General features: G+C 47.9%; 23 protein-coding genes and 2 pseudogenes. 13 read left to right on the top strand and 12 right to left on the bottom strand.

The window, feature by feature from the left end; genetic code table 11:
• The first annotated feature begins 60 nt into the window (after positions 1–60).
• From D791_RS11150 to D791_RS11115, 8 genes are all read left to right on the top strand, one after another.
• Positions 61–822 carry an ABC transporter substrate-binding protein gene (locus tag D791_RS11150; RefSeq protein WP_036511626.1) on the top strand — a complete coding sequence of 254 codons (762 nt, stop codon included), beginning with the start codon at positions 61–63 and terminating at the stop codon, positions 820–822.
• 78 nt (positions 823–900) lie between these two features.
• On the top strand, positions 901–1,578 hold the full coding sequence (locus D791_RS11145) for an ABC transporter permease (protein WP_036511623.1): 678 nt from the start codon (positions 901–903) through the stop codon (positions 1,576–1,578).
• A complete protein-coding gene (locus tag D791_RS11140; RefSeq protein WP_337588634.1) occupies positions 1,575–2,387 on the top strand; it encodes an ABC transporter permease in 813 nt (270 codons plus the stop codon). The genes D791_RS11145 and D791_RS11140 overlap by 4 nt, the downstream gene beginning before the upstream one ends.
• 99 nt (positions 2,388–2,486) lie before the next feature.
• The gene (gene vapB / locus D791_RS11135) at positions 2,487–2,720 is read left to right on the top strand and encodes a type II toxin-antitoxin system VapB family antitoxin (protein WP_036511619.1); all 234 of its coding nucleotides are present in this window, start codon (positions 2,487–2,489) and stop codon (positions 2,718–2,720) included.
• A 13-nt stretch (positions 2,721–2,733) separates the two neighbouring features.
• Positions 2,734–3,138, top strand: coding sequence for a type II toxin-antitoxin system VapC family toxin (locus tag D791_RS11130; protein WP_036511720.1), 405 nt, complete (start codon positions 2,734–2,736; stop codon positions 3,136–3,138).
• 175 nt (positions 3,139–3,313) lie between these two features.
• A complete protein-coding gene (locus tag D791_RS11125) occupies positions 3,314–4,006 on the top strand; it encodes an SDR family NAD(P)-dependent oxidoreductase (protein WP_036511616.1) in 693 nt (230 codons plus the stop codon).
• 118 nt (positions 4,007–4,124) lie between these two features.
• Positions 4,125–4,403: a type II toxin-antitoxin system TacA family antitoxin gene (locus D791_RS11120; RefSeq protein ID WP_036511613.1), complete on the top strand. Its 279-nt coding sequence runs from the start codon at positions 4,125–4,127 to the stop codon at positions 4,401–4,403.
• Positions 4,400–4,927, top strand: a complete 528-nt coding sequence (locus D791_RS11115) for a GNAT family N-acetyltransferase (RefSeq protein ID WP_036511609.1) — start codon at positions 4,400–4,402, stop codon at positions 4,925–4,927. Before D791_RS11120 ends, D791_RS11115 begins: the two co-directional genes overlap by 4 nt.
• An 88-nt stretch (positions 4,928–5,015) precedes the next feature.
• On the opposite strand, the gene D791_RS11110 is transcribed toward D791_RS11115, so the two are convergent.
• The 3 genes and pseudogenes from D791_RS11110 to ppsA all read right to left on the bottom strand — a co-directional run bounded on the left by D791_RS11110 (position 5,016) and on the right by ppsA (position 10,198).
• Entirely contained in the window at positions 5,016–6,338 is a 1,323-nt protein-coding gene (locus D791_RS11110) for a flavohemoglobin expression-modulating QEGLA motif protein (RefSeq protein ID WP_036511605.1), read from the bottom strand.
• A complete protein-coding gene (locus D791_RS11105; protein WP_237748617.1) occupies positions 6,328–7,725 on the bottom strand; it encodes an AmpG family muropeptide MFS transporter in 1,398 nt (465 codons plus the stop codon). The genes D791_RS11110 and D791_RS11105 overlap by 11 nt, the downstream gene beginning before the upstream one ends.
• A gap of 107 nt (positions 7,726–7,832) precedes the next feature.
• A pseudogene (gene ppsA / locus D791_RS11100) lies at positions 7,833–10,198 on the bottom strand (phosphoenolpyruvate synthase).
• Between the two features lie 255 nt (positions 10,199–10,453).
• Between ppsA and ppsR the strand changes: the two are divergent.
• On the top strand, positions 10,454–11,275 hold the full coding sequence (gene ppsR, locus D791_RS11095) for a posphoenolpyruvate synthetase regulatory kinase/phosphorylase PpsR (RefSeq protein WP_036511602.1): 822 nt from the start codon (positions 10,454–10,456) through the stop codon (positions 11,273–11,275).
• Between the two features lie 20 nt (positions 11,276–11,295).
• On the opposite strand, the gene D791_RS11090 is transcribed toward ppsR, so the two are convergent.
• Together D791_RS11090 and D791_RS11085 are read right to left on the bottom strand one after the other, a co-directional pair.
• A complete protein-coding gene (locus tag D791_RS11090) occupies positions 11,296–12,729 on the bottom strand; it encodes a sigma-54-dependent transcriptional regulator (RefSeq protein ID WP_051514443.1) in 1,434 nt (477 codons plus the stop codon).
• Positions 12,730–12,731: 2 nt separating this feature from the next.
• A complete protein-coding gene (locus D791_RS11085; RefSeq protein ID WP_051514442.1) occupies positions 12,732–14,324 on the bottom strand; it encodes a sensor histidine kinase in 1,593 nt (530 codons plus the stop codon).
• A 185-nt stretch (positions 14,325–14,509) separates the two neighbouring features.
• Between D791_RS11085 and pilB the strand changes: the two are divergent.
• From pilB to D791_RS11070, 3 genes and pseudogenes are all read left to right on the top strand, one after another.
• A pseudogene (pilB, locus tag D791_RS11080) lies at positions 14,510–16,178 on the top strand (type IV-A pilus assembly ATPase PilB).
• Positions 16,179–16,195: 17 nt separating this feature from the next.
• A complete protein-coding gene (locus tag D791_RS11075; protein ID WP_036511599.1) occupies positions 16,196–17,425 on the top strand; it encodes a type II secretion system F family protein in 1,230 nt (409 codons plus the stop codon).
• A gap of 8 nt (positions 17,426–17,433) precedes the next feature.
• Positions 17,434–18,291, top strand: coding sequence for a prepilin peptidase (locus tag D791_RS11070; protein ID WP_036511596.1), 858 nt, complete (start codon positions 17,434–17,436; stop codon positions 18,289–18,291).
• Between the two features lie 67 nt (positions 18,292–18,358).
• Here the strand turns inward: D791_RS11070 and D791_RS11065 are convergent, their stop codons facing one another.
• The 3 genes from D791_RS11065 to D791_RS11055 all read right to left on the bottom strand — a co-directional run bounded on the left by D791_RS11065 (position 18,359) and on the right by D791_RS11055 (position 22,210).
• Positions 18,359–19,450: an ABC transporter ATP-binding protein gene (locus D791_RS11065; RefSeq protein WP_081763835.1), complete on the bottom strand. Its 1,092-nt coding sequence runs from the start codon at positions 19,448–19,450 to the stop codon at positions 18,359–18,361.
• Positions 19,447–21,060 (bottom strand): ABC transporter permease, encoded by a 1,614-nt coding sequence (locus D791_RS11060; RefSeq protein WP_202806864.1) that lies wholly within the window; start codon positions 21,058–21,060, stop codon positions 19,447–19,449. Before D791_RS11060 ends, D791_RS11065 begins: the two co-directional genes overlap by 4 nt.
• A gap of 151 nt (positions 21,061–21,211) precedes the next feature.
• Positions 21,212–22,210, bottom strand: coding sequence for an iron ABC transporter substrate-binding protein (locus D791_RS11055; protein ID WP_036511593.1), 999 nt, complete (start codon positions 22,208–22,210; stop codon positions 21,212–21,214).
• A 267-nt stretch (positions 22,211–22,477) separates the two neighbouring features.
• On the opposite strand from D791_RS11055, the gene D791_RS11050 reads away from it, so the two are divergent.
• On the top strand, positions 22,478–23,641 hold the full coding sequence (locus D791_RS11050) for a DUF3095 family protein (RefSeq protein WP_157682331.1): 1,164 nt from the start codon (positions 22,478–22,480) through the stop codon (positions 23,639–23,641).
• On the opposite strand, the gene D791_RS19000 is transcribed toward D791_RS11050, so the two are convergent.
• Genes D791_RS19000 through D791_RS20395 form a run of 4 tightly spaced genes read right to left on the bottom strand, consistent with a single transcriptional unit; the run spans position 23,597 to position 26,028 of the window.
• The gene (locus tag D791_RS19000; protein ID WP_051514440.1) at positions 23,597–24,004 is read right to left on the bottom strand and encodes an MBL fold metallo-hydrolase; all 408 of its coding nucleotides are present in this window, start codon (positions 24,002–24,004) and stop codon (positions 23,597–23,599) included. The two genes, D791_RS11050 and D791_RS19000, sit on opposite strands and share 45 nt — an antisense overlap.
• Complete coding sequence (locus D791_RS18995) at positions 23,994–24,365, bottom strand: MBL fold metallo-hydrolase (RefSeq protein WP_051514439.1); 372 nt, start codon at positions 24,363–24,365, stop codon at positions 23,994–23,996. The genes D791_RS19000 and D791_RS18995 overlap by 11 nt, the downstream gene beginning before the upstream one ends.
• Positions 24,362–25,234, bottom strand: a complete 873-nt coding sequence (locus tag D791_RS20400) for an HD-GYP domain-containing protein (RefSeq protein ID WP_202806863.1) — start codon at positions 25,232–25,234, stop codon at positions 24,362–24,364. Before D791_RS20400 ends, D791_RS18995 begins: the two co-directional genes overlap by 4 nt.
• Positions 25,231–26,028, bottom strand: a complete 798-nt coding sequence (locus D791_RS20395; protein ID WP_202806862.1) for a GAF domain-containing protein — start codon at positions 26,026–26,028, stop codon at positions 25,231–25,233. Before D791_RS20395 ends, D791_RS20400 begins: the two co-directional genes overlap by 4 nt.
• Positions 26,029–26,202: the final 174 nt, after the last annotated feature.

The following is a 26,202-nucleotide window of genomic DNA, read 5'->3' as shown; positions in this document are numbered from 1 at the left end:
GCATAATTACGACGATTGATCTGACGATCAGATTCAACCTGAAAATGAAGGAAACAAACCATGCAAAAAACGAAACGTTTTGCGATGTCCTTGGCACTCGTTGCGTCGTCTGCCTTGATGGCAACCGCTGCAACAGCCGATACGATTCGAATTGCGACCGAAGGTGCGTATGCTCCTTTTAATTTCATAGACAGCAGCGGCCAACCCGGTGGCTTTGATGTTGAGATTGCAAATGCGCTGTGTGAGCAAATGCAAGCCACCTGCGAAATCGTCACGCAAGACTGGGACGGCATTATTCCGGGCTTGAGAGCACGCCGTTATGACGCCATCATCGCCTCCATGTCGATCACTGAAGAACGTGAGCGCGTAGTCGCCTTTACCGAGCCTTACTATTCAAACGTATTGGCGTTTGTTGGCCCTAAAGGCACTGAAATGCCAACCGATGCTGACAGCTTAAAAGGCAAAACACTCGGTGCTCAGCGCGCAACGATTGCGGGGCAGTATTTAGAAGACACGCTTGGCAGCGTGGTGAATGTGCGCTTGTACGATACCCAAGACAATGCCTATCTGGACTTGGCTTCTGGCCGCTTGGATGGAATGGTGTCGGACAAATTCCCAGCCTACGATTGGTTAACGTCTGAGGCAGGTAGCGCGTTTGAGTTTAAGGGCGAAGATATCGATATTAACGATAAAATCGGCATTGCGGTTCGCCAAAATGACACCGCGTTAAAAGAGCGTTTTAATGCAGCCATTCAGGCCATTGTTGAAAATGGCACCTATGCCGAAATCAACGCAAAGTATTTTCCTTTCTCTATTTATTGATCGAACAGCGTAGGCTTGAGCTCGTTGTGATGTCTTAACGGACATCACAACCCTCGCCATCCGCATTGTGAGTATTGCATGGATCTTCATGGTTTTGGTCACCTGCTGTTAGCAGGCACTTGGATCACTTTAAAACTGGCATTTACCAGTCTCTTTTTTGGTTTAATTCTTGGCCTGCTGGGCGCGGCAGCCAAGCTGTCCCCTATTCGAATTTTACGCTGGATTGCGACCACCTACACGACGTTGATTCGAGGTATTCCTGAGCTTTTATTGGTGCTGATCATTTACTTTGGCACCACCGAAATCCTGCTGCGCATGTTTGATAAGTACATAGAAATCAGTGCTTTTGCTGCAGGTGTTACAGCACTTTCTATCGCATTTGGCGCCTATGCAACAGAAGTATTTAGAAGCGCTCTGCAAGAAATCCCTAAAGGGCAACGCGAGTCTGCCATGGCGATTGGCATGACACGCTGGCAAACCTTTAGCCGTATTTTATTGCCACAGCTTTGGCGTGTCGCACTGCCCGGTCTTGGCAACCTGTTTCTTGTGTTGTTAAAAGACACGGCGCTGGTGTCGGTGATTGGCTTGGATGATTTGATGCGCCAAGCCTATGTAGCAGCTGGCTTCACCAAACTGCCCTTTACTTTTTATTTGATGGCTGCACTGATTTATTTATTGCTGACCATTATCAGCATGCAAGTGATTCGCTTACTTGAGAAGCGTGCCAACCGCCCATGGCAAGGAGCTCGCTCATGAGTGATTTAATAATTCAACTGTCACAGTGGCTACTGACATTAACACAGGGCGCTGAGCCATGGGACTCCTATGCGCGTTATTTGCCGCGTCTAATGGATGGGGTATGGATCACGCTACAATTGGTTCTACTCAGCGGCGTTATTGGCTTTTTGATGGCGGTTCCACTGGCACTGATGCGCATTTCCAAGAACCCTTGGCTGTGGGTCTTCCCCTATTGCTACATTTTCTTTTTCCGCGGCACACCCTTATTGGTGCAAATTTTCTTGGTCTATTATGGCTTGTCTCAATTCGAGAGCCTGCGTAACTTAGGCTGGATATGGACCGATGTGCTCTCCCAACCCTATTGGTGTGCGATCATCGCATTTAGCTTGAATACATCTGCCTACATCGCGGAACTCTTCCGAGGTGCAATTCAAGCGGTTCCTAAAGGCGAAACGGAGGCCGCTCAGGCATTAGGTATGAGCCAGCGCCAACAGTATCAACACGTCATCCTACCGCGTGCGTTTGGCATCATTTTGCCTGCGTATGGGAATGAAGTGATTCTGATGTTAAAAGGCAGCGCACTGGCATCGACAATCACCCTGCTGGATTTAATGGGTGCCACCCGAGGAGCCATTTCTCGGACCTATCTGAGCCTTGAGTTTTTCTTATTGGCGGGTTTTATTTATTTGATTTTGACGGCGGTGCTGATTGGCTTTTTCCGACTTCTCGAGAATCTATTCAACGCACATCAACGCGCTCAGGATATGAAAATCAATAATTTAGATCCGCAAATTAAAGATAAACATTTAGAAGACAGTGTGCGTTGATTGAGGGAGCAAAGGAATGCGAACCCAGACATATGCTTGACATATGTCTTTTGCCACCTATACTCGAAACATCAGGCATAGAAGACAAATGTGGCGATCATGAAAACAGTTTCTATTTTTAAAAATGGCAAAAATCAGGCAGTTCGCTTACCGAAGGAAATGCAGTTTGAAGGAGTTAGTGAACTAGAAATAACCAAGTACGGTGACGTTATTACGTTACGCCCTACTCGTCCAGACTGGTTATCCTTTAAAGATGTTGAGAAGTCTGATAAAGACTTTTTAACCGAGCGTGAAAGCATAATACTAGACGAAGGCCGTTTTAATTTTGATTAATAACACTACTTACATGCTCGACACCTGCATATGCTCATACATTATGCGAGAGCATCCTATTTCTGTTCTTGAACGATTACAAGCAATCGCTTCAGATCAACATAGGATTGTTATTTCCGCAATCACTTATCAAGAGATGCTATTTGGTTTGTTAGGCAAAAAAGCACTTCCCAAACATGCAATTCTTGTCAATGAATTTCTAAAACGCCTTGACGACGTACTTCCATGGGATAAAGCCGCTGTCGAAGCAACAACAGAGGTCAAAAAGGCCTTGATCGCCCTAGGTACCCCTATCGGCAATAATGATACAGCCATTGCCGGACATGCCATCTCAGCGCAATGCATCCTAGTCACTAACAATACTCGAGAATTTAATAGAGTTTCTGGGCTTGTAGTTGAAGACTGGGTTGGTAGCTAGGCGCCCCCCCCCTCTGGCGCTGTTTAATTTGCTTGAGGAGTGAATGCATAGTGAAACTCATATGTTGCTATCAATCATAAAGAAACATATTAGTTTCTATTTTGGCACTTTTAATCCAATCACGACTGTTTGCTCGTATATAAAATCAAATGTGCATTAAACTATTGAGGTCATAATGGCGATCAGTTGGGTTTTAGGTTCTGGTGGAATTGGGTTAGCCGTTGCTCAAACGCTTTCAAACCAAGGTGATGAAGTACATTTATTGAGTCGTCGCCCTGTTGAAGATAATTTTTCCACGTATCAATTGGCTGACTGGCATTGGGCGTCTATCCAAGCCAGCTTAAAGACCCTTCCACAGCCCGACAAGATTATTATTGCCACCGGCATGCTCTGGACTGATGAACACCCTCCTGAAAAGCGCCTTGAGGATCTGAACGAGTCGCGCTTTTTAGAGGCATTTGCGGCCAATACACTGATTACGGCGGCTGTTATAGAGCACCTTTCCGAAAGAATGAAGCGTAACACGGCGTTAAAGCTGTTAACGATATCCGCTAAAGTGGGCAGCATTAGCGATAATAAATTGGGGGGATGGTATGCCTATCGCGTCAGCAAAGCGGCGCTGAATATGTTGGTGAAAACCACTGCAATTGAATGGCAACGTCGCTACCCTATGTCAGCTATTGCGTCCTATCACCCGGGTACAACCGACTCAAGACTGTCTCAACCCTTTCAGGTGCGACTGCCCGAGGGACAACTCAAAACACCCCAAGACGCTGCAGCGTGTTTAATCAGCGTGCTAGACAAGCAAGTCACTCCTGAGCAATCTGGACGCTTCTGGCATTGGGATGGGTCTGAAATTGGTTGGTGATGAACAAGTCAGATAGTAGAGCGATTTGACTTAAGCTGTACACCTTCAATGAGTACAAATTGAAATTAATTCTTTTATAGCGTAGTATTTCAGTACATACATGTAGGAGGGCCATACCATGCCTCAAATTCCAATAGGAACCAATGACCGCGTATCCTTCCGAATCGCATCGGATGAAAAATTATTGTTAATGCGCGCAGCTGCATTACAGCACACCAACTTAACCGATTTCGTAATTCGTAATGTCATATCTGTGGCACAGAAGGTCATTGATGATAATGAACGACTGGCTCTGTCCGAAAAAGACAGCCTCCGCGTGCTGGATTTATTGGATCACCCACCTGCGCCCAATGAAAAGCTATTAGCGGCAGCATTTGCTTTGCCGAACAGAACATGAGCTTGCCAGCTTGGCACGAAGAGCCAGTCGGCAAGTTTCATAATCGTTCAACATTCGATTGTGGTGATAAGCAGTTAAATCAATTTCTGCGCTTTCATGCAAGACAAAATCATGAAAAAGGTGGTGCTAAAACATATCTCGCAATATCAGATCATGATGCTAAAACAGTTCTTGGGTATTACACTCTAAGCCCTGCATCTATTGCGTATGAGCGTACACCGGAAGTAATTAAATACGGTCTAGCTCGTCATGAAGTCCCTGTATTTAGGCTGGGTCGTCTTGCTGTTGATATAGCGTGGCAAGGGCAAGGTTTGGGTGGACAGTTACTACTCGCTGCCGGGCGTCGTTGCCTCTTGGTTGCAATGCAAGCTGGCGGGGTTGCTCTGCTGATTGATGCAAAAAATAATCGCGTCGCAACTTGGTATGAAAGCTACGGAGCAGTTCCATTACTGGACGCTCCTTTGTCGTTACTTTTATCGTTCAAAACAATCCATTCTGCATTAGCTGTAGCAGGCAAGCTGTGACTGCTCACCGCCCGGGCGATGGTTTACGCGGGATTTTGCTAATCGCACTTGGAATTGCTCAACCCAAGGTTTCTCAAACAGATAAACACTAAAACTCCGTCATAATCTGCGTCGTATACACAGGGGTTGTGTGAGGCAGTTTTGCAAACACGTCTGAGTAATGGGCCTGCACTCGACCTAAATTCACCAAGCTCATTCCGCTCGAAAAACCAAACCAGACAAAAAGCCCGTTAAGGTCACGGAACATTGGCGGTAAATAATCAGGTGCCGCGATCACGCCTTCTAAATAACGCTCATAGAGTATGGGCAAGTCATCAAGTGTGACTTTGCCAACAAACATCATCGGCAGAATTTCAGGCACACCCGACTCTATTGCACTTTTGATAAAGTTAACGTTTTCGACAAAGCCTTTTATGTACGAAAGATCCTTGGTAAACACAGATCCCCCCTCGACGCACCCACCCCGAAATACGCGCTGGGTAACGCGATAGCTGTCATGCTCGGACAAGCCTTTATCAATAAAATGCCGATACACTTCGACAAAATCAGCACCGTCTTCCGCCAGACTAATGGCCACGACTCGGTCACTCACTCGCCGTGCACGTTGCGGAAAAGAACTAAAGGTCAGTGTTTCCATCAGCACCGCCAAGCCTTCTTGATGCGCGGTAATGCGAGGTGACCCTACACCCAGCCAAGTGGCATAGGGCTGACGGCGACCGTTTAGGGTCGTGCCGACGTGCACCCAACCTTCGTGAACTTCCAGCACTTGCAGATCCAATTCGGAGAAATACGCACGCTCATTCAGCTTAATAACATCTCCACCTGCCGCGGCATCGGACACAATACCATTGGACAGCTGAACACGAATATCGCCTTCGTTAAAGTAGGCATTCAATTTCGCCGACAACATCTCGACGGCTTTTTCGGCTGGAATATCATTGCCATACGGACGCTTTAGATGCTCGGCTGCAGCCGATGAAAAGGTTCGACACAGGCGTTCGCTTAGTTCAAGCAAGGTTTTTTTATCACCACGCATCTTATCCGTCGCAGAACCATACAGCGCTTGACTGCAAACCCCAAACGCTTTAGTGCCGCGCCCTTCCAGCATGTCGATGACCAAGAGGTACTGTTCGATATTTTGCAATAAGATGCGCCCGAGCCCATCCGTTCCACCCAGCAATCGGCAGATATCGGATCTCAGCGTTTTTAATTCTTCTCTGACAACGTCAGGAGCAAAGCGCAGGGCTTGCTGCGCGTAAAAGGCCTGATCAATATTGGGTAAGGCTTTACCTTTCCCCTCTAAAAACTCGGTTTGCACCTGAGCAGGCCATTTTATGGCATCTAGAATCATAATGGGTTTTTGAATAGCGACAAGTCGATCGGATAACTGACGCAGATGCTCAAGATACATTCGGATAACGCCTCATAATCACCCATAATAACGGCAGCCCAAGAAGCGCAATCACCGCACAGAGCGTAAAGAATACTGTCCAATCGCCATCCAAGGCATCGACCATAATACCGCTTGATGCCGAGAACCAAATTCGGGCGAGGTTCGCCAAAGATGCCAGCAACGCATATTGCGTCGCAGTGTAGGCACTGTTGCACAGGGAGGATAAGTAAGCGACCAAGGCCACAGTGACCAGCCCTGTTGTAAAGTTATCGGACGCCACGGCAAATATAAACACACCCATCGATTGACCGGAAGCCGCCAACCAAGAATAGGTCAGGTTAGTGGCGGCTGTTGAAAAGCCCGCCAAAAATAAAGCACGCAGTATGCCAATACGCGCCACGAGAATCCCGCCAATAACAATACCAATCAGGTTGGCTGTTAGGCCGTACACCTTGGCAACTTCTGCGATTTCGGGCAGAGTAAAACCAAGCTCACGGTAAAAAACACCGGACATGCGGCCCAATAAGGCATCACCCAGCTTGAAGATAAAAATGAAAACCAGGATCAGCACCCAGCCTTCTCGCTTCGTAAACTCCATTAAGGGCGCTAACAAAGTCACGTATAGCCACCCTATCACTCTGCGCGGCAGCCTCGGCAACGCAGACCAACGCTCCAGATGCGCCAGCGCCCGCGCCTCCTCTGCCCGTGTTTCATCGGTGACATAGATTTTAGGTTCAGGGCTGAGCAACACAGCCATAATGCCGACCAACACCATGCAGCCGAGAAGCAGGTAAGCAATATTCCAGCCTAGACTGTGCGCTAAATACAGTCCACCAGCGCCCCCAATCAGCGTTCCACCTAAATGCCAACCCCAAATGCCCGCTGCCGAACCACTACCGTACTGATGGGTGTCGAGAATTTCGATACGATAGGCGTCGATCACAATATCCTGGGTGGCCGACATGAAGGTCACACCCAAGACGGCGACAGCCATCATAAAGAGCCCATCGGCTGGGTTAAACAATGACAAATACAAAATGGCCAGCATCAAGCCCACTTGCGAGACCAGTGCCCAGCTCCGGCGCCGACCAAAGCGTGCGGTAAGATAGGGAATCCGCAAGCGATCCAGTAAAGGGGCCCATAAAAAGTTGATCGCATAGGGTGTGGCGGCAAGTGCAAACAGGCCTATGTCGGAGCGACTCACGCCTTCATCGCGCAACCAAATGGATAAATTCGAAAAGACAAGCGGAGCTGGCAGGCCACTTGAAAAACCAAGTGCCAGCAAAGTAATCATGCGCTTATCGCGGTAAGGGGTAAACCAAGCGGTTAGGATGTTGATCAGGTTAATCGTATCGCTCCTTGAGTGAGTGTCGATAGAAAACTTGGAAGCCTTCCGTACGGTCAATATTATACGGACTCTAGGCGTTAACTCTATAGGCGCGGGTCTTGATCTGCTGTCATTATGCCGATGCGACGCCCGAGGCGCGACGGCCTCGGGCTTGGCAATAACGACTAGCTTTTTTCTTCATTGGCCAAGAAAAACCAAGTATCCAGAACAGAGTCTGGATTGAGCGAGACACTGTCTATCCCCTTTTCCATCAGCCAACGGGCTAAATCTGGATGATCCGATGGGCCTTGCCCACAAATACCGATGTATTTATTGGCTTTGTGGCAGGCATTAATGGCCATTTCGAGCAGAATCTTGACCGCTTCATTGCGCTCATCAAACAGGTGCGCAACGATGCCCGAGTCACGATCTAAGCCCAGTGTGAGCTGAGTGAGGTCGTTGGAGCCTATGGAGAAACCATCAAAGTACTCAAGAAATTGATCGGCTAACAGTGCGTTCGATGGTATTTCACACATCATAATCACACGAAGGTCATTTTCTCCGCGCTTCAAACCATTTTCGGCCAACAGCTCAACGACGTGACGCGCTTCGCCCACAGTCCGGACAAAGGCACCATGATTTCGACATTGGTTAACTTCATTTCGTCACGAACGCGCTTTAAGGCACGGCATTCAAGTTCGAAGCAGTCTTGGAAGCTTTCAGAGATATAACGTGCGGCACCTCGAAACCCGAGCATGGGGTTTTCTTCTGCTGGTTCATAACGATCACCACCGATCAGATGCCCGTACTCGTTGGATTTAAAATCGGACATCCGCACTATGACTTTGCGTGGGTAAAACGCCGCCGCCAGAGTGGAAATTCCTTCCACGAGCTTATCCACGTAGAAGTCAACGGGTGATGCATAACCCGCAATCCGGCGCGATATGATCTGGCGAGTGTCACGGCTTTGTTGATCAAAATTCAACAGGGCTTTTGGGTGCACACCAATCATGCGGTTAATGATGAATTCCAACCGAGCCAGACCAACACCAGCATTGGGTAGGGATTGAAAGTCAAAGGCACGATCTGGATTGCCGACATTCATCATGATGCTAAAAGGCAAGGCTGGCATGGATTCGACACTGTTGGTTTGATGTTCGAATGCCAAACGCCCTTCGTAAGCACGCCCAGTGTCTCCTTCGGCGCATGAGACTGTCACCCACTGATCATTGTGCAAGCGCTCGGTGGCATCGCCACAGCCAACAATGGCTGGAATACCCAGTTCACGGGCGATGATCGCCGCATGGCAGGTTCGTCCACCGCGATTGGTCACGATGGCGGCCGCACGCTTCATCACGGGCTCCCAATCGGGGTCGGTCATATCGGTAACAAGGACATCGCCCGGTTGAACTTCGTGCATTTGATCCAGATGATACACGATTCGAACCTGACCAGAGCCGATTCGATGCCCAATAGAGCGCCCCTCAATGAGCACTTTGCCTTTTTCTTTTAGGAGATAGCGTTCAATAACCGCTTGAGAATTCTGACTTTTAACGGTTTCAGGTCGCGCCTGTACAATGTACAGCTGACCATCGTCGCCGTCTTTCGCCCATTCGATGTCCATTGGACGACCGTAATGGTTTTCGATAATCACGGCGATTTTTGCCAACGCCTCAACGTCAGCATCGTTAATGCAAAACTGGTTACGATCCTCTCGGGAGACATCAACGGTTTCAACAGCACTGCCACCGTCTTCACTGGCGTAGACCATTTTGATGGCTTTCGTGCCGAGTGTTCGCCTTAAAATCGCCGGAGCACCGAGCTTGAGAGTCGGCTTATAGACGTAGAACTCATCTGGATTCACAGCCCCCTGCACCACTGTTTCGCCAAGCCCGTAGGCGGCGGTAATAAACACCACGTGCGGAAACCCGGATTCAGTGTCGATGGTAAACATGACCCCAGAAGCTCCGGTTTCACTGCGTACCATGCGCTGTATACCAGCAGAAAGTGCCACTTCGCTGTGAACAAAGCCACGATGGACGCGGTAAGAAATCGCGCGGTCATTGTAGAGAGATGCAAACACCTCTTTAATAGACCGTTTAACCTGCGCCAATCCGCGCACGTTAAGGAAAGTTTCTTGTTGACCCGCAAATGAAGCATCGGGTAAATCTTCTGCGGTGGCCGATGATCGAACAGCGACGGCACATTCACGTTCTTGCATCATTTCGGCGTAGGCGGTATCGATGGCCTCTTCAAGTTCTGGTTGAAACGGCGCATCAACTATCCACTGACGTATGGTGCGGCCTGTTTCAGCTAGAGCGCGCGTGTCATTGGTGTCGAGTGAATCCAGGAGGTTCGCTATTTTTTCGGTGAGTTGGTTAAAGCTAAGAAAATCACGATAGGCATCAGCCGTGGTCGCAAAGCCGCCAGGCACTCGTACACCTGCATCGGTCAGTTGATGAATCATTTCTCCCAAGGAGGCATTTTTACCGCCAACCTTATCTACATCTTGCATGCCAGTTTGTTCAAGGCGAATTACATACGTCTGCAAGGCCCAATCTCCCGTGGTTGAAGGGTATGACACTTAGTTGCTATGTTTCGTTGTTATGGAGTTTCACTCATGATCACGACCATGATAGGGGCTTGAATCAGACCCAAAGAGTGATACTCTTGGCTGCTTTACTATTCTTATAATCTGCTCAGAGAACAAATGATACTGTAGTTAGGTTAAAAAATCCCGACCTGGACAGACTTGTAAATAAATTACAAACACTCACAAAGGCTTAAGACTTTCTTGGAGACTTTTTTGAATAAACGTTCTGCTTTTTTTATATCGGACGGCACGGGTATTACGGCGGAAACGCTGGGCAACAGTTTATTAACTCAGTTCGATGGTATTCATTTTGAAATGCTGACACTGCCCTATGTAGACACGCTTGAAAAAGCCATCAAAGTGGCTGAGCAAATTGATGCAGCGACACGAGCAGATGGAGCGGCTGCCATTGTGTTTGATACCATCGTTAATCCAGAAATACGTGAGATTATTTCAAAGTCAAACGGCTATAAAATCGATGTCTTTGAAACGTTTTTAAAACCTTTAGAGCATGAACTGCAATTGCATTCGTCCTATTCGGTTGGTAAATCTCACGCCATCAATGAAAGTCGTCGCTACAAAGAGCGTATCGCGTCGGTCAACTTTGCACTGGACAATGATGATGGCGGGCGAATCCAACAATATGGAAAAGCCGATGTGATCTTGATTGGTGTGTCTCGCTGCGGTAAAACACCAACCTGCCTATACATGGCACTTCAGTTTGGTATTCGCGCCGCCAACTACCCTCTCACGATCGACGATCTTGAGATGCCTGGCATTCCCGAGGCGCTCATGGCACATTCGCAAAAACTCTTCGGTTTAACGATTGACCCCTTCCATTTAGCCGCGATTCGCAACGAACGACGCCCCAATAGCCGCTATGCGTCGTTGGAGCAATGCGAATTTGAGGTTCGTGAAGTCGAAAAGCGCTTTATTCAACTGGGTATCCCCTCGATTAACACGACGCACTTCTCCGTTGAAGAGATTGCAACCCGTATTATGGCCAATGCTGGGCTAGTCCGGCGCGCCGTCTAGCCCTCATGCACTGGAGCTTACTATTCAAGGTTAAGCTTTTTGAGTCGGTAGCGAAGCGTTCGAAATGAAATCCCCAACAAGGCAGCCGCCGCTGTTTTGTTGTGCTGGGTTTCATTAAGGGCGTGCGTCAACATCTCGCGCTCGATGGTTTCTAAGTAGGCTTCTAAACCGATTTCCTGCGCGTAGGTGAATTCATCGCGCCAGTCGGATGATGACTGGGTGTCTCGTGCCTGGGACGGTTTAGCAGACGGTGCTGACATACGTAAAGACAAGTCTTCACAGCTGATTTGCTGACTGTCACACAGGGTCATGGCGCGCTCTAGAATATTCTCAAGCTCACGGACATTACCCGGGAAATCATGCTGATTCAGAGCGTCGCGGGCCGAGTCTGTTAAACGCGGAACTGGCACTTCCATTTCTGACGCCAATTGTTTTAAGAAATGGTTAATCAGCACGTCGATGTCGCTGCGACGATCCCGTAAACTAGGTAGATGCAGTTGGATGACATTGATACGGTAAAACAAATCCTCTCGAAACTCGCCTTCGGCCACTTTTTTGGCCAAATCCTTGTGCGTGGCACTGAGAATCCGCACATCGACATGCTCTTCCTGTGCAGCCCCTATGGGCCTAACGGCTTTCTCTTGGATCACACGAAGCAACTTAACCTGCATATCCAAAGGCAAGTCCGCCACCTCATCCAAAAAGAGCGTTCCGCCTTCAGCCGCTTTGAATAAACCATCCTTGTGTGAAGTTGCCCCAGTAAAACTGCCTTTTCGGTGCCCAAAAAGCTCACTTTCCATTAGGTCTGCGGGAATGGCTCCACAGTTGACAGGAATAAAGGGTTTGTCTGCCCTAGGGCCTTTCGCATGAATTAAACGGGCAACTAACTCTTTACCCGTCCCCGACTCCCCACTGATATAGACAGGTGCTTGGCTTCTGGCCAACTTATCAATCATGCGCCGAACCTGCTCGATCGGCTCCGACACACCTAAGAGTGGATGCTGTGAAAAGGTTGTGACTTTTGCAGGCTTTTCTAACGTCAGCCGCAGCGCTGAGGTCACCAATTCACGCAGCGTTTTGATATCGACGGGCTTGTTCAGGAAATCAAACGCTCCGGCCTTAAGCGCTTCAATCGCACACGTCATATTTCCATGTGCTGTAATCATCGCGACTGGCAAGCTGGGATAATGTGCCTGAATTGTCCGAATCAGCTCCATACCACTTCCATCCGGCAATCGCATGTCGGTTAAACACAAGCGCAATGAACGGTGCGCTTCCTCTTTTAGAATCTGATTCGCCTGCGCCAGTGTTTCCGCTAACAAACACTGAACACCCATTCTGGATAGGGTAATGTCGATTAATTCGAGAATATCGGGCTCATCGTCGACAATCAGCACACAGGGTGCAGGTTCAACGGTTTGAGAAACGTTACACTGGCTTTCTCTGTCTTCCATCTTCACTCCATTTTGACCAAAGCTGTGTTGAACACGACTCGGAAACAGGTTCCATTATTTTGATCTGAACGATACTGCAGCTCACCCTGATTGGCTTGTGCAAGCTCACGAGAAATATACAGCCCTAACCCCGTTCCTTTAGGCGAGGTGGTAAAAAAAGGTTCAAACAGTCGATCAACATGATCAGGATCGATCGACGGGCCGTTATTATATACATCAATATAACCCCGATGCTCAGTTATATGGCCAAAGCGAATCAAGACTCTGGCCGGATCTTGCGCTTGCGAGGCATGACGAAATGCATTTTGACACAGGTTATGTAAAATTTGCCTCAGATGCGCTGGATCAAACCATCCTTCAATTTCTTGCTTGGGCGACTCAAAGGTAAAACTTGATTCGGCCTCCGGCACGGCTTGGTAGAACTCGGCCAAGAAATGGGGAAGCCACTCCTGTAAACGCAGATGCTCTGCCTGAACAGAGTCACGCTTACCCAGTTGCAATACATCTTCGACGATTCGGTTGATGCGGCGCGTTTGTTGCTCCACGATTTCGGTCAGTCGTACATCCTGTGCTGACAAATCTGGGGATTCTTTCAGTAGCGCATTGGCGTGACTGATGGCACTCAACGGATTGCGGACTTCATGCGCAATCCCGGCAGTTAAGCGCCCAAGCGCGGCGAGCTTTATTTGCTGCGACTGTTGTGCCAATGCATTTGCATCTTCTAAGATCAGCAGGTGATTTTGACCCTCTTCCTCTTGAAAAGCATCCAACCGAACCACCTGCATCAATAAAGACTCTGTGCCATTTTTGATTAATAGTTTAGTGTTTTTGGGCTGGGTTCGCTCAAAACGCAAGAAATGTACATTTAATTCCGGGCTAAAGTACTGAAGATGAATCGGCGTTTGCTGATGATGAGCGCCTAATAATTGTCGAGCGGCCCAGTTCGTGAGCACTACTTGGCGTTGGCTGTCGATCAAAACAACACCTGTGGTCATTTTTTGGATAACCATCTCGGCGAGTTTAGACATGTTTTTTAAATCAATTCCGCGCTGATGAGCCAGCTGCTCATTCTCTCTGGCTCGGTTCGCCAACACACTCGCCAATATCGCTGTGACGAACAAGGTTAGCCCCAACAACCCAGCCATGGAGAAATTAACACGATCTCCCATTCCAAACGCAACGCTGTACATTTGTTCCGCTAAAACAGCTAAAGAGGCTAAGGCGGCAAAAAAACCGGATATTCTTCCAGCCGATATCATGCTGGTATTGGCAATACTGATCACCAACAACATACCAACTCCACTGCTGACACCGCCACTAGAGTGCATCCAGACGATGATGACTAAGATGTCGATCAACGTGAGTGCATAGGCCTGCCACAGATAATGAGGTCGTCGGTGCAGTAAAGGATATAAAGATGCAATCGAAACACAAAGATAACCTAATGTACTGTAATAAAACACATCCGCATTTGATGACGCGAGTGGCATGGGCTGCATACCCGACACCATCAATACAACAAACCCCGCCGCTAAAAAAATGCGGTACAGCGTCAGCAGCAGTAAAAGTCGCCAAGCACGATTTATCTCATCCATTGTCTAATCTTTGTCCTATCCATTCGAAAAAAGTGAAGAAAGCGGAAGCTGAACAGAATCTATCAATTGATATGTTTGATAAACTGTGCTTTTATTGCCTGAATTCAAATATATAGTAGATTAGCGTGGGAGACAGAGTGGTACAAGTGGTTCAGCCGCTCAGCGGACTGGCAAAACGATTGGTAATGGATGGAGTATTTACGGCAGAGGTTGCCACCGATGCGTTGAATAAATCCAGACAAGAGAACCTTCCATTTGTCAGCTATATCATCAAAAATCGTTTAGTCACTGCTCAATGCGCAGCTACAGCGGCTGCCGAAGAGTTTGGCTTGCCACTTTTCGATCTGGATGTGATTCCAACAGCCAGCCTACCTAAGGATGTGGTTTCGGACAAATTATTGAGCCGACACCGTGTTCTCCCTTTGATGCGACGTGACAATCGTTTGTTCCTAGCCGTTGCCGATCCTACCAACATCCAAGGCGTTGACGAAATCAAGTTCCAAACCGGCATCACCACTGAGGTGGTCATTGTCGAAGAGGACAAATTGAACAATGCGCTGGATGCGTTTCTGGATCAACAGCAATCGGATACGCTGGGTGATCTTGACGATGCGGATCTTGACAATATTGACTTGCAAGACACCGCCAGCTCTAAAGAAGAGGAACCCTCGGCGGAAGATGCCGCCAGTGAAGCACCGATTGTGCGCTTCATTAACAAAGTTCTGATGGATGCAATCAAAACAGGTGCATCGGATATACACTTTGAACCCTATGAAAAGATGTATCGAGTTCGCTGCCGTATTGATGGTATTTTACAAGAAGTTCACCGCCCACCGTTGAATTTATCGACTCGGTTGGCTGCCCGTCTTAAAGTTATGTCGCAAATGGACATTTCTGAAAAGCGCGTTCCTCAGGACGGGCGCATCAAAATGAAAATATCAAAGTCTCGCTCTATCGATTTCCGTGTTAACTCTCTACACTCTGTGGGGAGAAAAAATCGTATTGCGTATTCTTGATCCATCGAGTGCAAAAATAGGGGTAGAAGGTTTAGGCTTCGAACCACTGCAGCAAGAACTCTACTTGCGCACCCTACAGGAGCCACAAGGGATGATTCTGGTGACAGGGCCAACGGGTTCGGGTAAAACCGTGACACTCTATACCGGCTTAAATATCCTGAATACATCAGAGCGCAATATTTCCACGGCCGAGGACCCAGTTGAGATCAACTTGGATGGTATCAACCAGGTTCACGTGAATACCAAAGTCGGCTTAACCTTTGCCGAAGCCCTGCGCTCTTTCTTGCGTCAAGACCCTGATGTGGTCATGGTGGGTGAGATTCGTGACCTTGAAACCGCCGAAATTGCCATTAAAGCGGCACAAACAGGTCACATGGTACTGTCAACACTGCACACCAACAGTGCACCCGAAACCCTGACCCGCTTAAGAAACATGGGGGTTCCGGCCTTCAACGTCGCAACATCGGTCAGTTTGATTATTGCACAACGACTTGCACGAAGGCTTTGCGAATCCTGTAAAAAACCGTTAACGTTACCGCATGCTACCCTTCGTGAAGAAGGCTTCACTGAAGAACAAATACCCGACCTCCACCTGTTTGAAGCAAACCCTGATGGCTGCTCAAAATGCAATCGTGGATACAAAGGCCGTGTAGGTGTTTATGAAATGTTAGCGATGTCGACTGAAATTGCACAGTGTATTATGGAGAATGGGAACTCTCTTGATATACTGAAGGTGGCTCGTAAACAAGGATTCCACACCTTGAGAGAATCAGGGTTGATCAAAGTAGCCAGAGGCTTAACCAGCCTTGAAGAGATGAACCGCGTAATTAAGACCTGATAAGGGATTGAAAACAGATGGCACAAGCAGCAAAGGAAAAGAAAAAGTTTACCTTCAATTGGGAAGGCAAAGACCGTAGTGGCAATAAAAGCAAAGGGAAAATCGATGCTGAAAACGTTGCAGCCGCGAAAGCACTTTTACGAAAACAGGGAATAAACCCACAAAAAGTGGGTAAGCAAGCCTCTGTCTCTTTATTCGGCAACAAAAACAAGCCCATTAAACCGCTCGATATCGCTTTTTTCACTCGCCAAATGGCGACGATGATGAAATCTGGCGTTCCGTTACTGCAAGGTCTAGAAATCGTTGCGAACGGTTCTGAGAAAGTAAAGCTAAAAGAAATGATCTATGCCATTCGCAACGATGTGAATGGTGGTGCTGACTTTTCATCCGCACTCGCTAATCATCCCAAGTTTTTTGATGACCTGACCTGCTCTTTGGTCAAAGCGGGTGAACAGTCCGGTGCTCTCGAGACGATGTTGGACCGGATCGCCTCTTACAAAGAAAAAATTGAATCACTTAAAGCAAAAATTAAAAAAGCCATGACCTACCCTGCAGCGGTTGTGGCGGTCGGGATTGTTGTATCAGCCATTTTGCTGGTCAAAGTTGTGCCGCAGTTCCAAGATATCTTTAGAGGCTTTGGCGCAGACCTCCCCGCATTTACGCTGTTTGTTATTGCCTTATCTGAATTGGCGCAAAAATACTGGTTTTTAGCTCTGATTGGCTTTGTGGCTGCTGGCTTTGGGTTTACCAAGCTCCTCGAAAAGTCGCAAAAATTCTCTGATGCGGTGGATCGGTTTGTGTTAAAGATTCCGATCCTTGGCCCCATACTGTTCAAAGCCGCCATTGCTCGTTTTACTCGAACCTTATCAACCACGTTTGCGGCAGGTGTACCCTTAGTGGCAGCATTGGATTCCGCGGCGGGTGCCGCAGGCAACGTCGTGTTCAGAAATGCCATTATTCAAATTCGCAACGGTGTTTCAACGGGACAATCCTTGCAAAACGCAACGGTCATCACAGGTATTTTCCCACCCATGGTGACGCAAATGATTGCAATCGGTGAAGAAGCAGGCTCCCTAGATACCATGCTGGATAAAATCGCGTCTTTTTATGAAGAGGAAGTCGATAACGCCGTAGACAACCTATCCAGCCTGCTTGAGCCACTGATCATGGTTGTTTTGGGTACCCTTGTGGGCGGGTTGGTTATTGCGATGTATCTGCCAATCTTCCAGTTGGGTAACGTGGTCTAAAAAAACGCATGATATTGTTCGAACTCTTTCCCGCATATACAGCATCGGCGGCCATTGCCGCCTTTGCTTTATCTTTATTGGTTGGCAGTTTTTTAAATGTCATTATTTATCGCCTACCCGTTATGATGGAGCGTGAATGGCAAGAGGCCATTCAATCGGCTAATCAGCCAGACGCTACACCTGAGGATACAAGTACATTTAATCTTGCTCACCCCCGATCTCGCTGCCAAGAATGCGGACATCTGATTCGCTGGTTTGAAAACATCCCTGTTGTCAGCTGGATTCTTCTGAAAGGTAAATGCAGCCAATGTGGAACGTCTATTTCGACTCGTTACCCCTTAATTGAGCTGTTTTCAGCCTGTGTCGGTGGCTTTATCGGCTGGCAGTTTGGCTTTACAACCCTTGGACTAGGACTGCTGGTCTTTACGTGGGCGCTGATAGCCCTGACTTTTATTGATATTGATCATCAGCTACTGCCCGATGCCATTACGCTCCCCTTACTGTGGCTTGGCCTTCTGCTGAACAGTTTTGAGTTAATTACCACACTGGAGGATGCCGTCTGGGGTGCCATGCTGGGCTATTTGTCGTTATGGTCTGTTTATTGGCTTTTTAAGCTGGCAACGGGCAAAGAAGGTATGGGGTTTGGCGACTTCAAGCTACTGGCGGCGATTGGTGCTTGGGGAGGTGTTCTTACCCTGCCGATGACCATTTTGTTTTCTTCAGTTGCGGGAGTTCTATTTGCGATCATTATGATGGCAACGGGCAAGCATCAAGCCAACAATCCCATGCCATTTGGTCCCTATCTAGCCCTCGCTGGCTGGTGCGCTATTTTATGGGGTGGACCTATTTTGTCTTGGTACTTATAGCAGAGTGCTGTGGCCGCTAAATAAGAAGGTTGCCAAAGCCATCCTTGCGACTCAACCAGCAGCGGGCTCAACCCGCTTCTGGTAACACTGAGCCACTGCGCAATACATTAATATTGACCCAGCTGCCGACATCATAACAATGATGACTCGGGGTAATCACGCAATATTGATAACCATCTTGTTCTAGCGTGTAGAAATAATCGTGCCCTCTAAACTCACGCGCAATAATACGCGCCGCCGCATCACAACTTGGTGCGGGGCTCAAGTGAAGATCCTCAGGGCGCAAGGATAATTTAACTTCACCCGTTGCAATCCCATCGGCAATCAACACTTCACCTAAGGGTGTTTTGACTCGCCCACCATCGGCATTTCCTACCAACAAGTTCGTATGCCCAAGAAAACGTGCAACAAAGGCATTGGCCGGATTTTGATAGACATGCTGAGGCGTTCCAATTTGAGCTAAACGCCCTTTCTGCATGACTCCGACCGTGTCAGCGAAGGTTAAGGCTTCCGCTTGATCATGCGTCACCAAGATAACGGTTGTTTCCGCACGCTTGAAAAGCGCCCGCATTTCATTGCGCGTTGACTCTCGTAAGGATGCATCCAGGTTGGAAAAAGGCTCATCTAACAGCACTAAATCCGGCTCAGCAGCCAAGGTCCTCGCCAGCGCAACACGCTGTTGTTGCCCGCCCGAGAGTTCATGCGGGTAACGCACCTTCAAGTCCGCCAAGCCCATCAAATCCAGCCAATATTCGGCTTTTTTAGGACGCTGAGACTTCGGAACTTCACGCATAGCAAACATCACATTTTGCTCAATCGTCATATGCGGAAAAAGCGCGTAGTCTTGAAACACGATCCCTATTTTTCGCTGCTGGGGCGACAAGTGAGTGACATCACGCCCATGCAAAAAAATTCGACCCGAATCCACCCGCTCAAAGCCAGCAATCATCCTGAGCGTCGTCGTCTTACCACAACCACTTGGACCTAGCAGAGCCAAGATTTCACCTTTATGCAGTGTGAAAGACAAATCCTCGACAGCAAACGCATCATTGGCCCGATATCGCTTACAAAGATGATCAACCTGAATCTGCTCAGGACGATGATCTAAATTGGGGTCTTCTATCTGAATACCATCAACAACTGTTTGACGACTGTTCATCGGCTCCCCTTAATTTTTTCACGGTTAAGAACCATACCCACGGATAAACTGGAAAAGATCACAATGGCGGCCGCAAAAGGAGCGGCTTCCGCCATCATCCCTTCCGACGTCCTCGAGAAGACGGTGACCGCCAACGTGCTATAACCCGTAGGTGCAAGTAAAAAGGTGATCGGCAGTTCTTTCATACAAAATAGAAACACAAGGGCAAGTGCCGCCAAAATTCCTCGTCTTAAGCGAGGAAACATAACATGGTAAAACGTAGCCGCTGGGCTGTATCCAAGCGCATAGGCCGCTTCTTCGGTGTTGGCGCGCGTTTGCATGATGGCACTGCGAATAGGCCCCATCGCGAGCGCGAGCGTCGCCAAGGTCCAGGTCACAATCAAAAGCCCAAGCGTTTGATAAAAGAAATACGCCGTTTGCAATGAGAAGAAAACCATGGCCAATGCCAAGGTTAACGGCGGTAGCGCGTAACCAATATACGTAGAACGTTCAATCATGCTGGTTAAGCGAGAGGGATAACGAACCGATAAGTAGCACACGGGCAGCGCCAAGGCGGCGGCAAGAATCGCCGCAGGTGCAGCGGCCGAGGCCGAGCGAAGAAAGGTCCAAGGCACTTGCCAAAAAATACTCACATCCGGTGGGGCGATGAGTAACCAGTAGGACAACATGGCCACTGGCAACCCAATTGAAGTGCCTAACACGACCAGGATATAAAGCCACGCAATCGGTGATGCCTTACCTAATTCAAACATACGCGCCGGACGCGTAACCCCACTGCCGACGCTGGCTAAGCGCTTACGCTTTAAGATCAAGGCCTCGACCACTAAAAATGAAACCGCCAGTGCTAACAGCATAATGGACAACCAAGCTGCATAGATTCGGTCAAATGCACCTGAATACTGCGTAAAAATAGCGTAACTGAATGCTTCGTATCGCATTAACGCAACAGCACCAAAATCCCCTAAAACATATAACCCAACCACCATGTACCCCGCCAATAACGCAGGCAGAAGATGCGGCAAGATGATTTTTAAAAAGACCATGGATTTTGAGTAGCCTAAACTTTGCGCGCTTTCTTCGAGGCTTGAATCCAAGCCTAGCAATGCCGCGCGCACGTTCAAAAAAATGTACGGATAGGTGTAAAGGGACAAGGCCCAGACAGCGCCCCAGTAGCCCGATATATTATTCACCCGGATACCAAAAAGCTGATTTAAAGCGCCCATATTGCCGCCCACTCCCAGAAGAGCATAGGCCATGACATAACCGGGAACAGCCAAAGGCACAACGGCTAAAATCGTTAAAAAGCGCTTCGCTGCAATATTTGTGCGCGTGACCAGCCAAGCCAAAGGCAACGCAAGAAAGGTACAAATTAGCAAGACACCACCCGTTAGGGAAAGTGTGTTGAGTAGCAGTTGTGCGTTTCGCGGTCGAAACACCAACTCAAGCAGTTGATCAGGCTGCGCCTGCCCTGCTCGTAAAAAAAGGTAAACCAGGGGAATCAGCATGCATAGCGCAACCAATAAAGCCGGAACCAGAATATAAAGTGGCGGTCTTTTAACGGACGCTAGCACCTCTGATACTGCAACGGACTTTACGACTGTACTACTCATTAGGTCTCACTATTGTTAGATCTGACACAGTATCTATTTACGAAAACACTGGTATTTAAAAATGGCAAAAGCCAATGTTACAAGTAACACTGGCTTCGACTCTACTTAAACAAAGCGCTACCAAGAACAACGCTTCGTATTTGAACTATACTTACAGCAATTCAGCATCACGCAGAAGCTTTAATGTGCCTTCCAAATCAGCTAACTGATCCAGATCAATTTCAGGCGCCAATTTCAGCATCTCGTCAAGATCACCCAATACTGCATTCGGGATAATGCCCTCAACCACTGGGTACTCATTCACAAACGATGTGAAGTATTGTTGTGCAGCAGGCGTTAGCATGTATTGAACAAATGCATTGGCAGCGTCTTGATTTTTGCTGCTCTTCAGGACTGCAACACCCGCAACGTTCATCAAGTTTCCGATGTCGCCTTCAGCAAAATACGTCTGCTTCGCAGGGTACTCACTGTTCGCTGCAACAAAACGGGGTAAATAGTAATTATTTACCAACGCAAAGTCTATCTCACCATCACCAACCGCTTGTACTTGAGTGGTATTGTTGCGGTAGATTTTTGGCTCATTGGCTTTCATGCCTTTTAACCAAGCCAAGGTTGCTTCATCACCGTGCTTAACACGCATAGCTGTTACAAATGACTGGAAACCGCCGTTTGTTGGTGCTAGGCCAAAGCGGCCTTTAAATTTTTCGTCTGTCAGGTCAAATACAGATGCTGGGATATCATCTGCAGATGCACGCTCAGTTGAATAGACGATCACACGTGAACGACCACTGGCCGCAACCCACTGGCCGGTTTTACTGGTAAATACACCCGGTAAATCTTTGTAGATGTCTTCTGGCAAAGTGGCTAACAAACCTGCATTGGCTAATGCGCCCATTGCACCTGCATCTTGCCCCCAGTATACGTCAGCAGGTGAGCGATCACCTTCTTCTTGAATGAGAACCGCCAATTGAGCCGTATCACCGTAACGCACGTTAACTTTATTGCCTGTTTGCTTTTCAAACTGATCGATAATCGGCTGAACCAGCGCTTCACCACGGCCAGAATAGACTGTCAAACTCGCAGCCGAGGCCAATGGAGCAATGACCAGAGATCCAAGCAGTGCGATACCCGTAAGCAGTTTCTTTTGCATAAGAGATAACCTTTTTAGCGTTCAAGTGAATTGACGTTAAGCGGTTGGCATTTTAGACCAGCGACATAACCTTAAAGGCAATTATTCTCATTTCTTTACAAAAGGTCAATACAAATAAGTATGATTGTTATTTAACTTTAAATAATTATCCGTCTTTTAAGACCCTATTCAATTGTATATTCGACGGAAGTTGTATGTAATGATCCAAAACACATCAGCACCTGTATGCTGATCATAGATCTACAACAAATCGGACGACCAATTTCTATGGGCCTAAAGCGAATTGTCAACTTTGAAGTCAACTCAGCGGACCTTAGCTGGTATGACGAGCTTGATGATCAGTGGATCATTGCAGTGGCCGATGTTGTTTCCAGCACCGATCTGGCCAGCCAGGGACGCGATCGAGATATTAATTTTATTGCGGCAGGTGCGGTAGCCGCCGTTAGCCATCTGCTAAAACCAAGCACAACCTTGCCGATTGTTCAGTTTGGTGGGGATGGCATCATAGCCGCCTGCCCGATTGACTTGCAGGAGCGCATGTCTGATGTTTTGGCCGCGCTCGCGTATTGGGCACAGGACGCATTTGGCATTCATTTGCGCGTTGGGATTGTCGCCGTCAAAGAGCTTAAGGCGTCTGGCTTTCCTGTGTATGCCAGTTTGCAACAGGTCGGCGCACGCAATGCGTTTGGATTATTTTTAGGTAGAGGGATCACAGAGGCCGATCGTTGGGTTAAAGAACAACCCGAACGTCAACTTCAACCCAAGTCTGGGGAATTGTTGGGCCTCGATAATCTCTCCTGCCGCTGGCACCCCATCCCAAGCCGACAAGGGAAAATCGTTTCATTAATCGTCGACCCTGTTCATGAAGGAGACGTGGGTATTGAACACGTACGCGCGTTGATGGATCAAATCCACGTGTTAATCCAAGAGCGCAGAGCATCCCCTTTGGGCAATAGTGATGCGCTTTCTCCACCGGCTCACCCTTCTATTCAATCTCTGAAACGTGAGTTATCCACCCCTTCTACTCGGCCAAAAGCCATGCGCATTTTAGGTGCTTATCTAGGCTCTGCGTTACTCTGGCTTGGATGGCGACTTGGAGGACAGTTTTTATCGATTAATGCGAAGCGCTATCTGAATACTCTCGTGTTGCACAGTGACTTTCGCAAGCAAGCTGGAGGTCCCAGAATGGTCTTTGACCTTTCCTTGGAAGAAATTGGCCAACTTCTGGCATTGCTCGACAAAGGCGAAAGCCGCAATGAAATCATTTACGGCTATGCCTTCAGCGAGGCGACCTCGCTCACCTGTTTAGTTGAAGATTTTCAAGCAGATGAGCATGTGCATTTTATTGATGGTGACAAGCTCGGTTTCTGGCGTGCATCGATTATGCTAAAGGAAAAAAAACTGGCCCGACGACAAAAGCACCAGCTCTGACTTGAGGTGCAATGACATTAACTCAGCTTCCACTTCATCAACATAGTATGGCTTGATATGAGAAATAAGAATTCGTTCAGGCATGGTTCCCAAGCAGAGTAATAATTCTTTCAACATGGTGGGTGTCATGTGTTTTGAAGCGATGGCCAGGTCTTGCATCCGACTGGGCATGGCACATTCAATCATCAGACTATGAATGGGGCCCAGCTGATTAAGGCTTTTAATCAATCCTTCATTTAATGTGGTGTCACTGGTAAATACAAACAGTCGACCGCCTTCCGAAACAATCGCATAACCTGTCGTTGGCACCACATGCTCAACGTCAAAGGGCGTAAAGGACACCCCACCCAGTTCAAAGCTCATTTGACGTTAAGGTCGTAAAGGCCATCACAGGTGCATCTGCAGACGGCAATTGCGTAAAGTCAGGCCAAATTTTCCAATTGAAAATGTGTTGATGCAGACTTTCCAATACTGGCGACACGCCATATACATGGATAGGGGATGTTAACAACTCGAACTGATTATCAATGAGCATGGGAAGCAAGCACACATGATCTAAATGCGAATGCGTGATAAACACATGACGCAACTGAGTTAACTCAGCCTGAGTTAAACATCCCAAACCGGTTCCTGCATCCAAGAGAATATCCTCATTGATGCGAACACAGGTCGTAAATTCACCGACTCCGATTCCACCACTGCACCCCAGCACCTGCACCTTCATACAACACTCCTGTTCAGTCCCTTAAGCTCCTGAAGATTCACTTCATCCATTTGCTCAGGTTTCATGTGCTTAGCTCCATAGGTCATGTATACTTTTTCTTCAACGAAGACTTGAAACAAGTCAGGGTCCAAGTGGTTATCCTCAACCATTCGTCCCATGATGGCGAGCGCTTGCGACAGCTTCATTGGCTGTTTATAGGGACGCTCAGGTGCTGTTAGGGCTTCAAACACATCCGCTATGCCCATAATTCGAGCCGGTATAGACATTTGATCGCGTGACAAGCCTCGTGGATAGCCCTTACCGTCCATGCGCTCATGGTGACACACGGCATACTCAGTAACATTTTTCAGGTGTTCAGGAAATGGCAGTTGCTCCAGCATGCTCAAGGTTGCGGTCATATGGCCTTCCATGATTTTACGCTCTTCGGGATTTAACGTGCCACGGCGTATACAGAGATTGCGATATTCATCGTCGGTTAAAAAGGTGCGCTCATGGCCTTTTTTATCTGCCCATACATAATTGCGAATGCGCTCAAGATGCAGCAAATCTTCATCTGTTACAAATTCCGCACCCATATTGCACTGATGTAAAAACGCCATATCTTCTAAGAGGGTTTGTTCTCTTTCCTTGAGGGATTCAAGGTCTGCTAAGACATTCGCCCCCTGCTCTAGTACTTGAATTTTTAGTTCTAAAGCATTGATGCGTAAATCACGCAACAGAATTTCAAGCCGATCCTCTACCCAGCCGATTCGATCAATGACTGTCTCAAGTTTTCGTGACTTTTCCATGACATGGTGGGGGGTTACAACCTTTCCACAGTCATGCAACCACGCCGCCGTTTTTAGCTCATAAAAATCAGCCTCGGTCATTTTAAAATGCTTAAGGCGGGATGGTTTGAACGCGAAGCGGCCTCGGCCAGCATCAGTGTTGCGTCAGGTACGCGGCGGCAGTGATTGCCCGTATGCGGTGACTTGCTGTCGATAGCGGTTGCAATAACACGTGTAAAGCTATCGAACAGCGTTTTCATTTCATTAATCAGACGCTGGTTAATAATAGCCATGGCCGCTTGGGAGGCCAAAGACTCTGCTAACTCTTGGTCCTTTTGTGTAAATGCGGAGATCTTGCCCTTGTCGTTTAGCTTATTAATCAACTGCAGGGCTGCAATCACGTGTCCATCGTGGTCAGAAAGTGGCACCGTTAAAAATGAGCAGGAACGATAGCCCGTGCGCTGATCAAAGGCTCGTGTCCCCGAAAAGTCAAAGCCTTCATGGGCGTAGGCGTCTGGAATATTCACCGTTCGGTTGTTATTCACAGACCATGCTACAACCATTTTGTCGTTGGGTTTGCCGTCTTCTGTTAACAAGGGAATCGGGGGGAAATTATCCACTGGGGATTGATCTCGACCACCCAGATTAATATTAAGACGATCATTTTGAACGATATCAAATCTGAGTGATGGCACATCCGTTTCACGCATGTACAGCGTGCTGGTTTCGCGGATATAGAGAGTGCCTGCTTCAGCGCCCGTAAGCTCACGAGCGCTCGTTAGTATGAGGGACAAAAGCTGGCGCTTATCCCGCTGTGAAGAGAGCGCGATGCCAATTTGATTTAGACGTTTTATTTGCTGATAAGAAGCATCACCCTCGGCAGATGAATTCGACATCAACAAGCCCCCGCTTTACATACCTATTTGTTTGAAAGAATAGCACAGATATCCTAGTAAAGTGATCTGAAATACCTTGATTGTTTGAAAAACACCTAAACTTCCGAGCATAAACCTCGCGCATTCCGCCAATAAGGATGGACCATTCATCGCTTCTGTACTGACTTTAGTCCA

This window comes from Nitrincola nitratireducens (assembly GCF_000585235.1).
Taxonomy (GTDB): Bacteria; Pseudomonadota; Gammaproteobacteria; order Pseudomonadales; family Balneatricaceae; genus Nitrincola; species Nitrincola alkalisediminis.
Note: the sequence above shows the minus strand (reverse complement) of the source record. Positions and strands in the feature narration are given on the sequence as shown.

Coding starts and splice junctions, on each gene's coding strand:
- D791_RS11150 (WP_036511626.1), top strand. CDS start 61: ATGCAAAAAACGAAACGTTTTGCGATGTCCTTGGCACTCGTTGCGTCG.
- D791_RS11145 (WP_036511623.1), top strand. CDS start 901: ATGGATCTTCATGGTTTTGGTCACCTGCTGTTAGCAGGCACTTGGATC.
- D791_RS11140 (WP_337588634.1), top strand. CDS start 1,575: ATGAGTGATTTAATAATTCAACTGTCACAGTGGCTACTGACATTAACA.
- vapB (WP_036511619.1), top strand. CDS start 2,487: ATGAAAACAGTTTCTATTTTTAAAAATGGCAAAAATCAGGCAGTTCGC.
- D791_RS11130 (WP_036511720.1), top strand. CDS start 2,734: ATGCTCGACACCTGCATATGCTCATACATTATGCGAGAGCATCCTATT.
- D791_RS11125 (WP_036511616.1), top strand. CDS start 3,314: ATGGCGATCAGTTGGGTTTTAGGTTCTGGTGGAATTGGGTTAGCCGTT.
- D791_RS11120 (WP_036511613.1), top strand. CDS start 4,125: ATGCCTCAAATTCCAATAGGAACCAATGACCGCGTATCCTTCCGAATC.
- D791_RS11115 (WP_036511609.1), top strand. CDS start 4,400: ATGAGCTTGCCAGCTTGGCACGAAGAGCCAGTCGGCAAGTTTCATAAT.
- D791_RS11110 (WP_036511605.1), bottom strand. CDS start 6,338: ATGTATCTTGAGCATCTGCGTCAGTTATCCGATCGACTTGTCGCTATT.
- D791_RS11090 (WP_051514443.1), bottom strand. CDS start 12,729: ATGGAAGACAGAGAAAGCCAGTGTAACGTTTCTCAAACCGTTGAACCT.
- D791_RS11085 (WP_051514442.1), bottom strand. CDS start 14,324: ATGGATGAGATAAATCGTGCTTGGCGACTTTTACTGCTGCTGACGCTG.
- D791_RS11075 (WP_036511599.1), top strand. CDS start 16,196: ATGGCACAAGCAGCAAAGGAAAAGAAAAAGTTTACCTTCAATTGGGAA.
- D791_RS11070 (WP_036511596.1), top strand. CDS start 17,434: ATGATATTGTTCGAACTCTTTCCCGCATATACAGCATCGGCGGCCATT.
- D791_RS11065 (WP_081763835.1), bottom strand. CDS start 19,450: ATGAACAGTCGTCAAACAGTTGTTGATGGTATTCAGATAGAAGACCCC.
- D791_RS11060 (WP_202806864.1), bottom strand. CDS start 21,060: ATGAGTAGTACAGTCGTAAAGTCCGTTGCAGTATCAGAGGTGCTAGCG.
- D791_RS11055 (WP_036511593.1), bottom strand. CDS start 22,210: ATGCAAAAGAAACTGCTTACGGGTATCGCACTGCTTGGATCTCTGGTC.
- D791_RS11050 (WP_157682331.1), top strand. CDS start 22,478: ATGGGCCTAAAGCGAATTGTCAACTTTGAAGTCAACTCAGCGGACCTT.
- D791_RS19000 (WP_051514440.1), bottom strand. CDS start 24,004: ATGAGCTTTGAACTGGGTGGGGTGTCCTTTACGCCCTTTGACGTTGAG.
- D791_RS18995 (WP_051514439.1), bottom strand. CDS start 24,365: ATGAAGGTGCAGGTGCTGGGGTGCAGTGGTGGAATCGGAGTCGGTGAA.
- D791_RS20400 (WP_202806863.1), bottom strand. CDS start 25,234: ATGACCGAGGCTGATTTTTATGAGCTAAAAACGGCGGCGTGGTTGCAT.
- D791_RS20395 (WP_202806862.1), bottom strand. CDS start 26,028: ATGTCGAATTCATCTGCCGAGGGTGATGCTTCTTATCAGCAAATAAAA.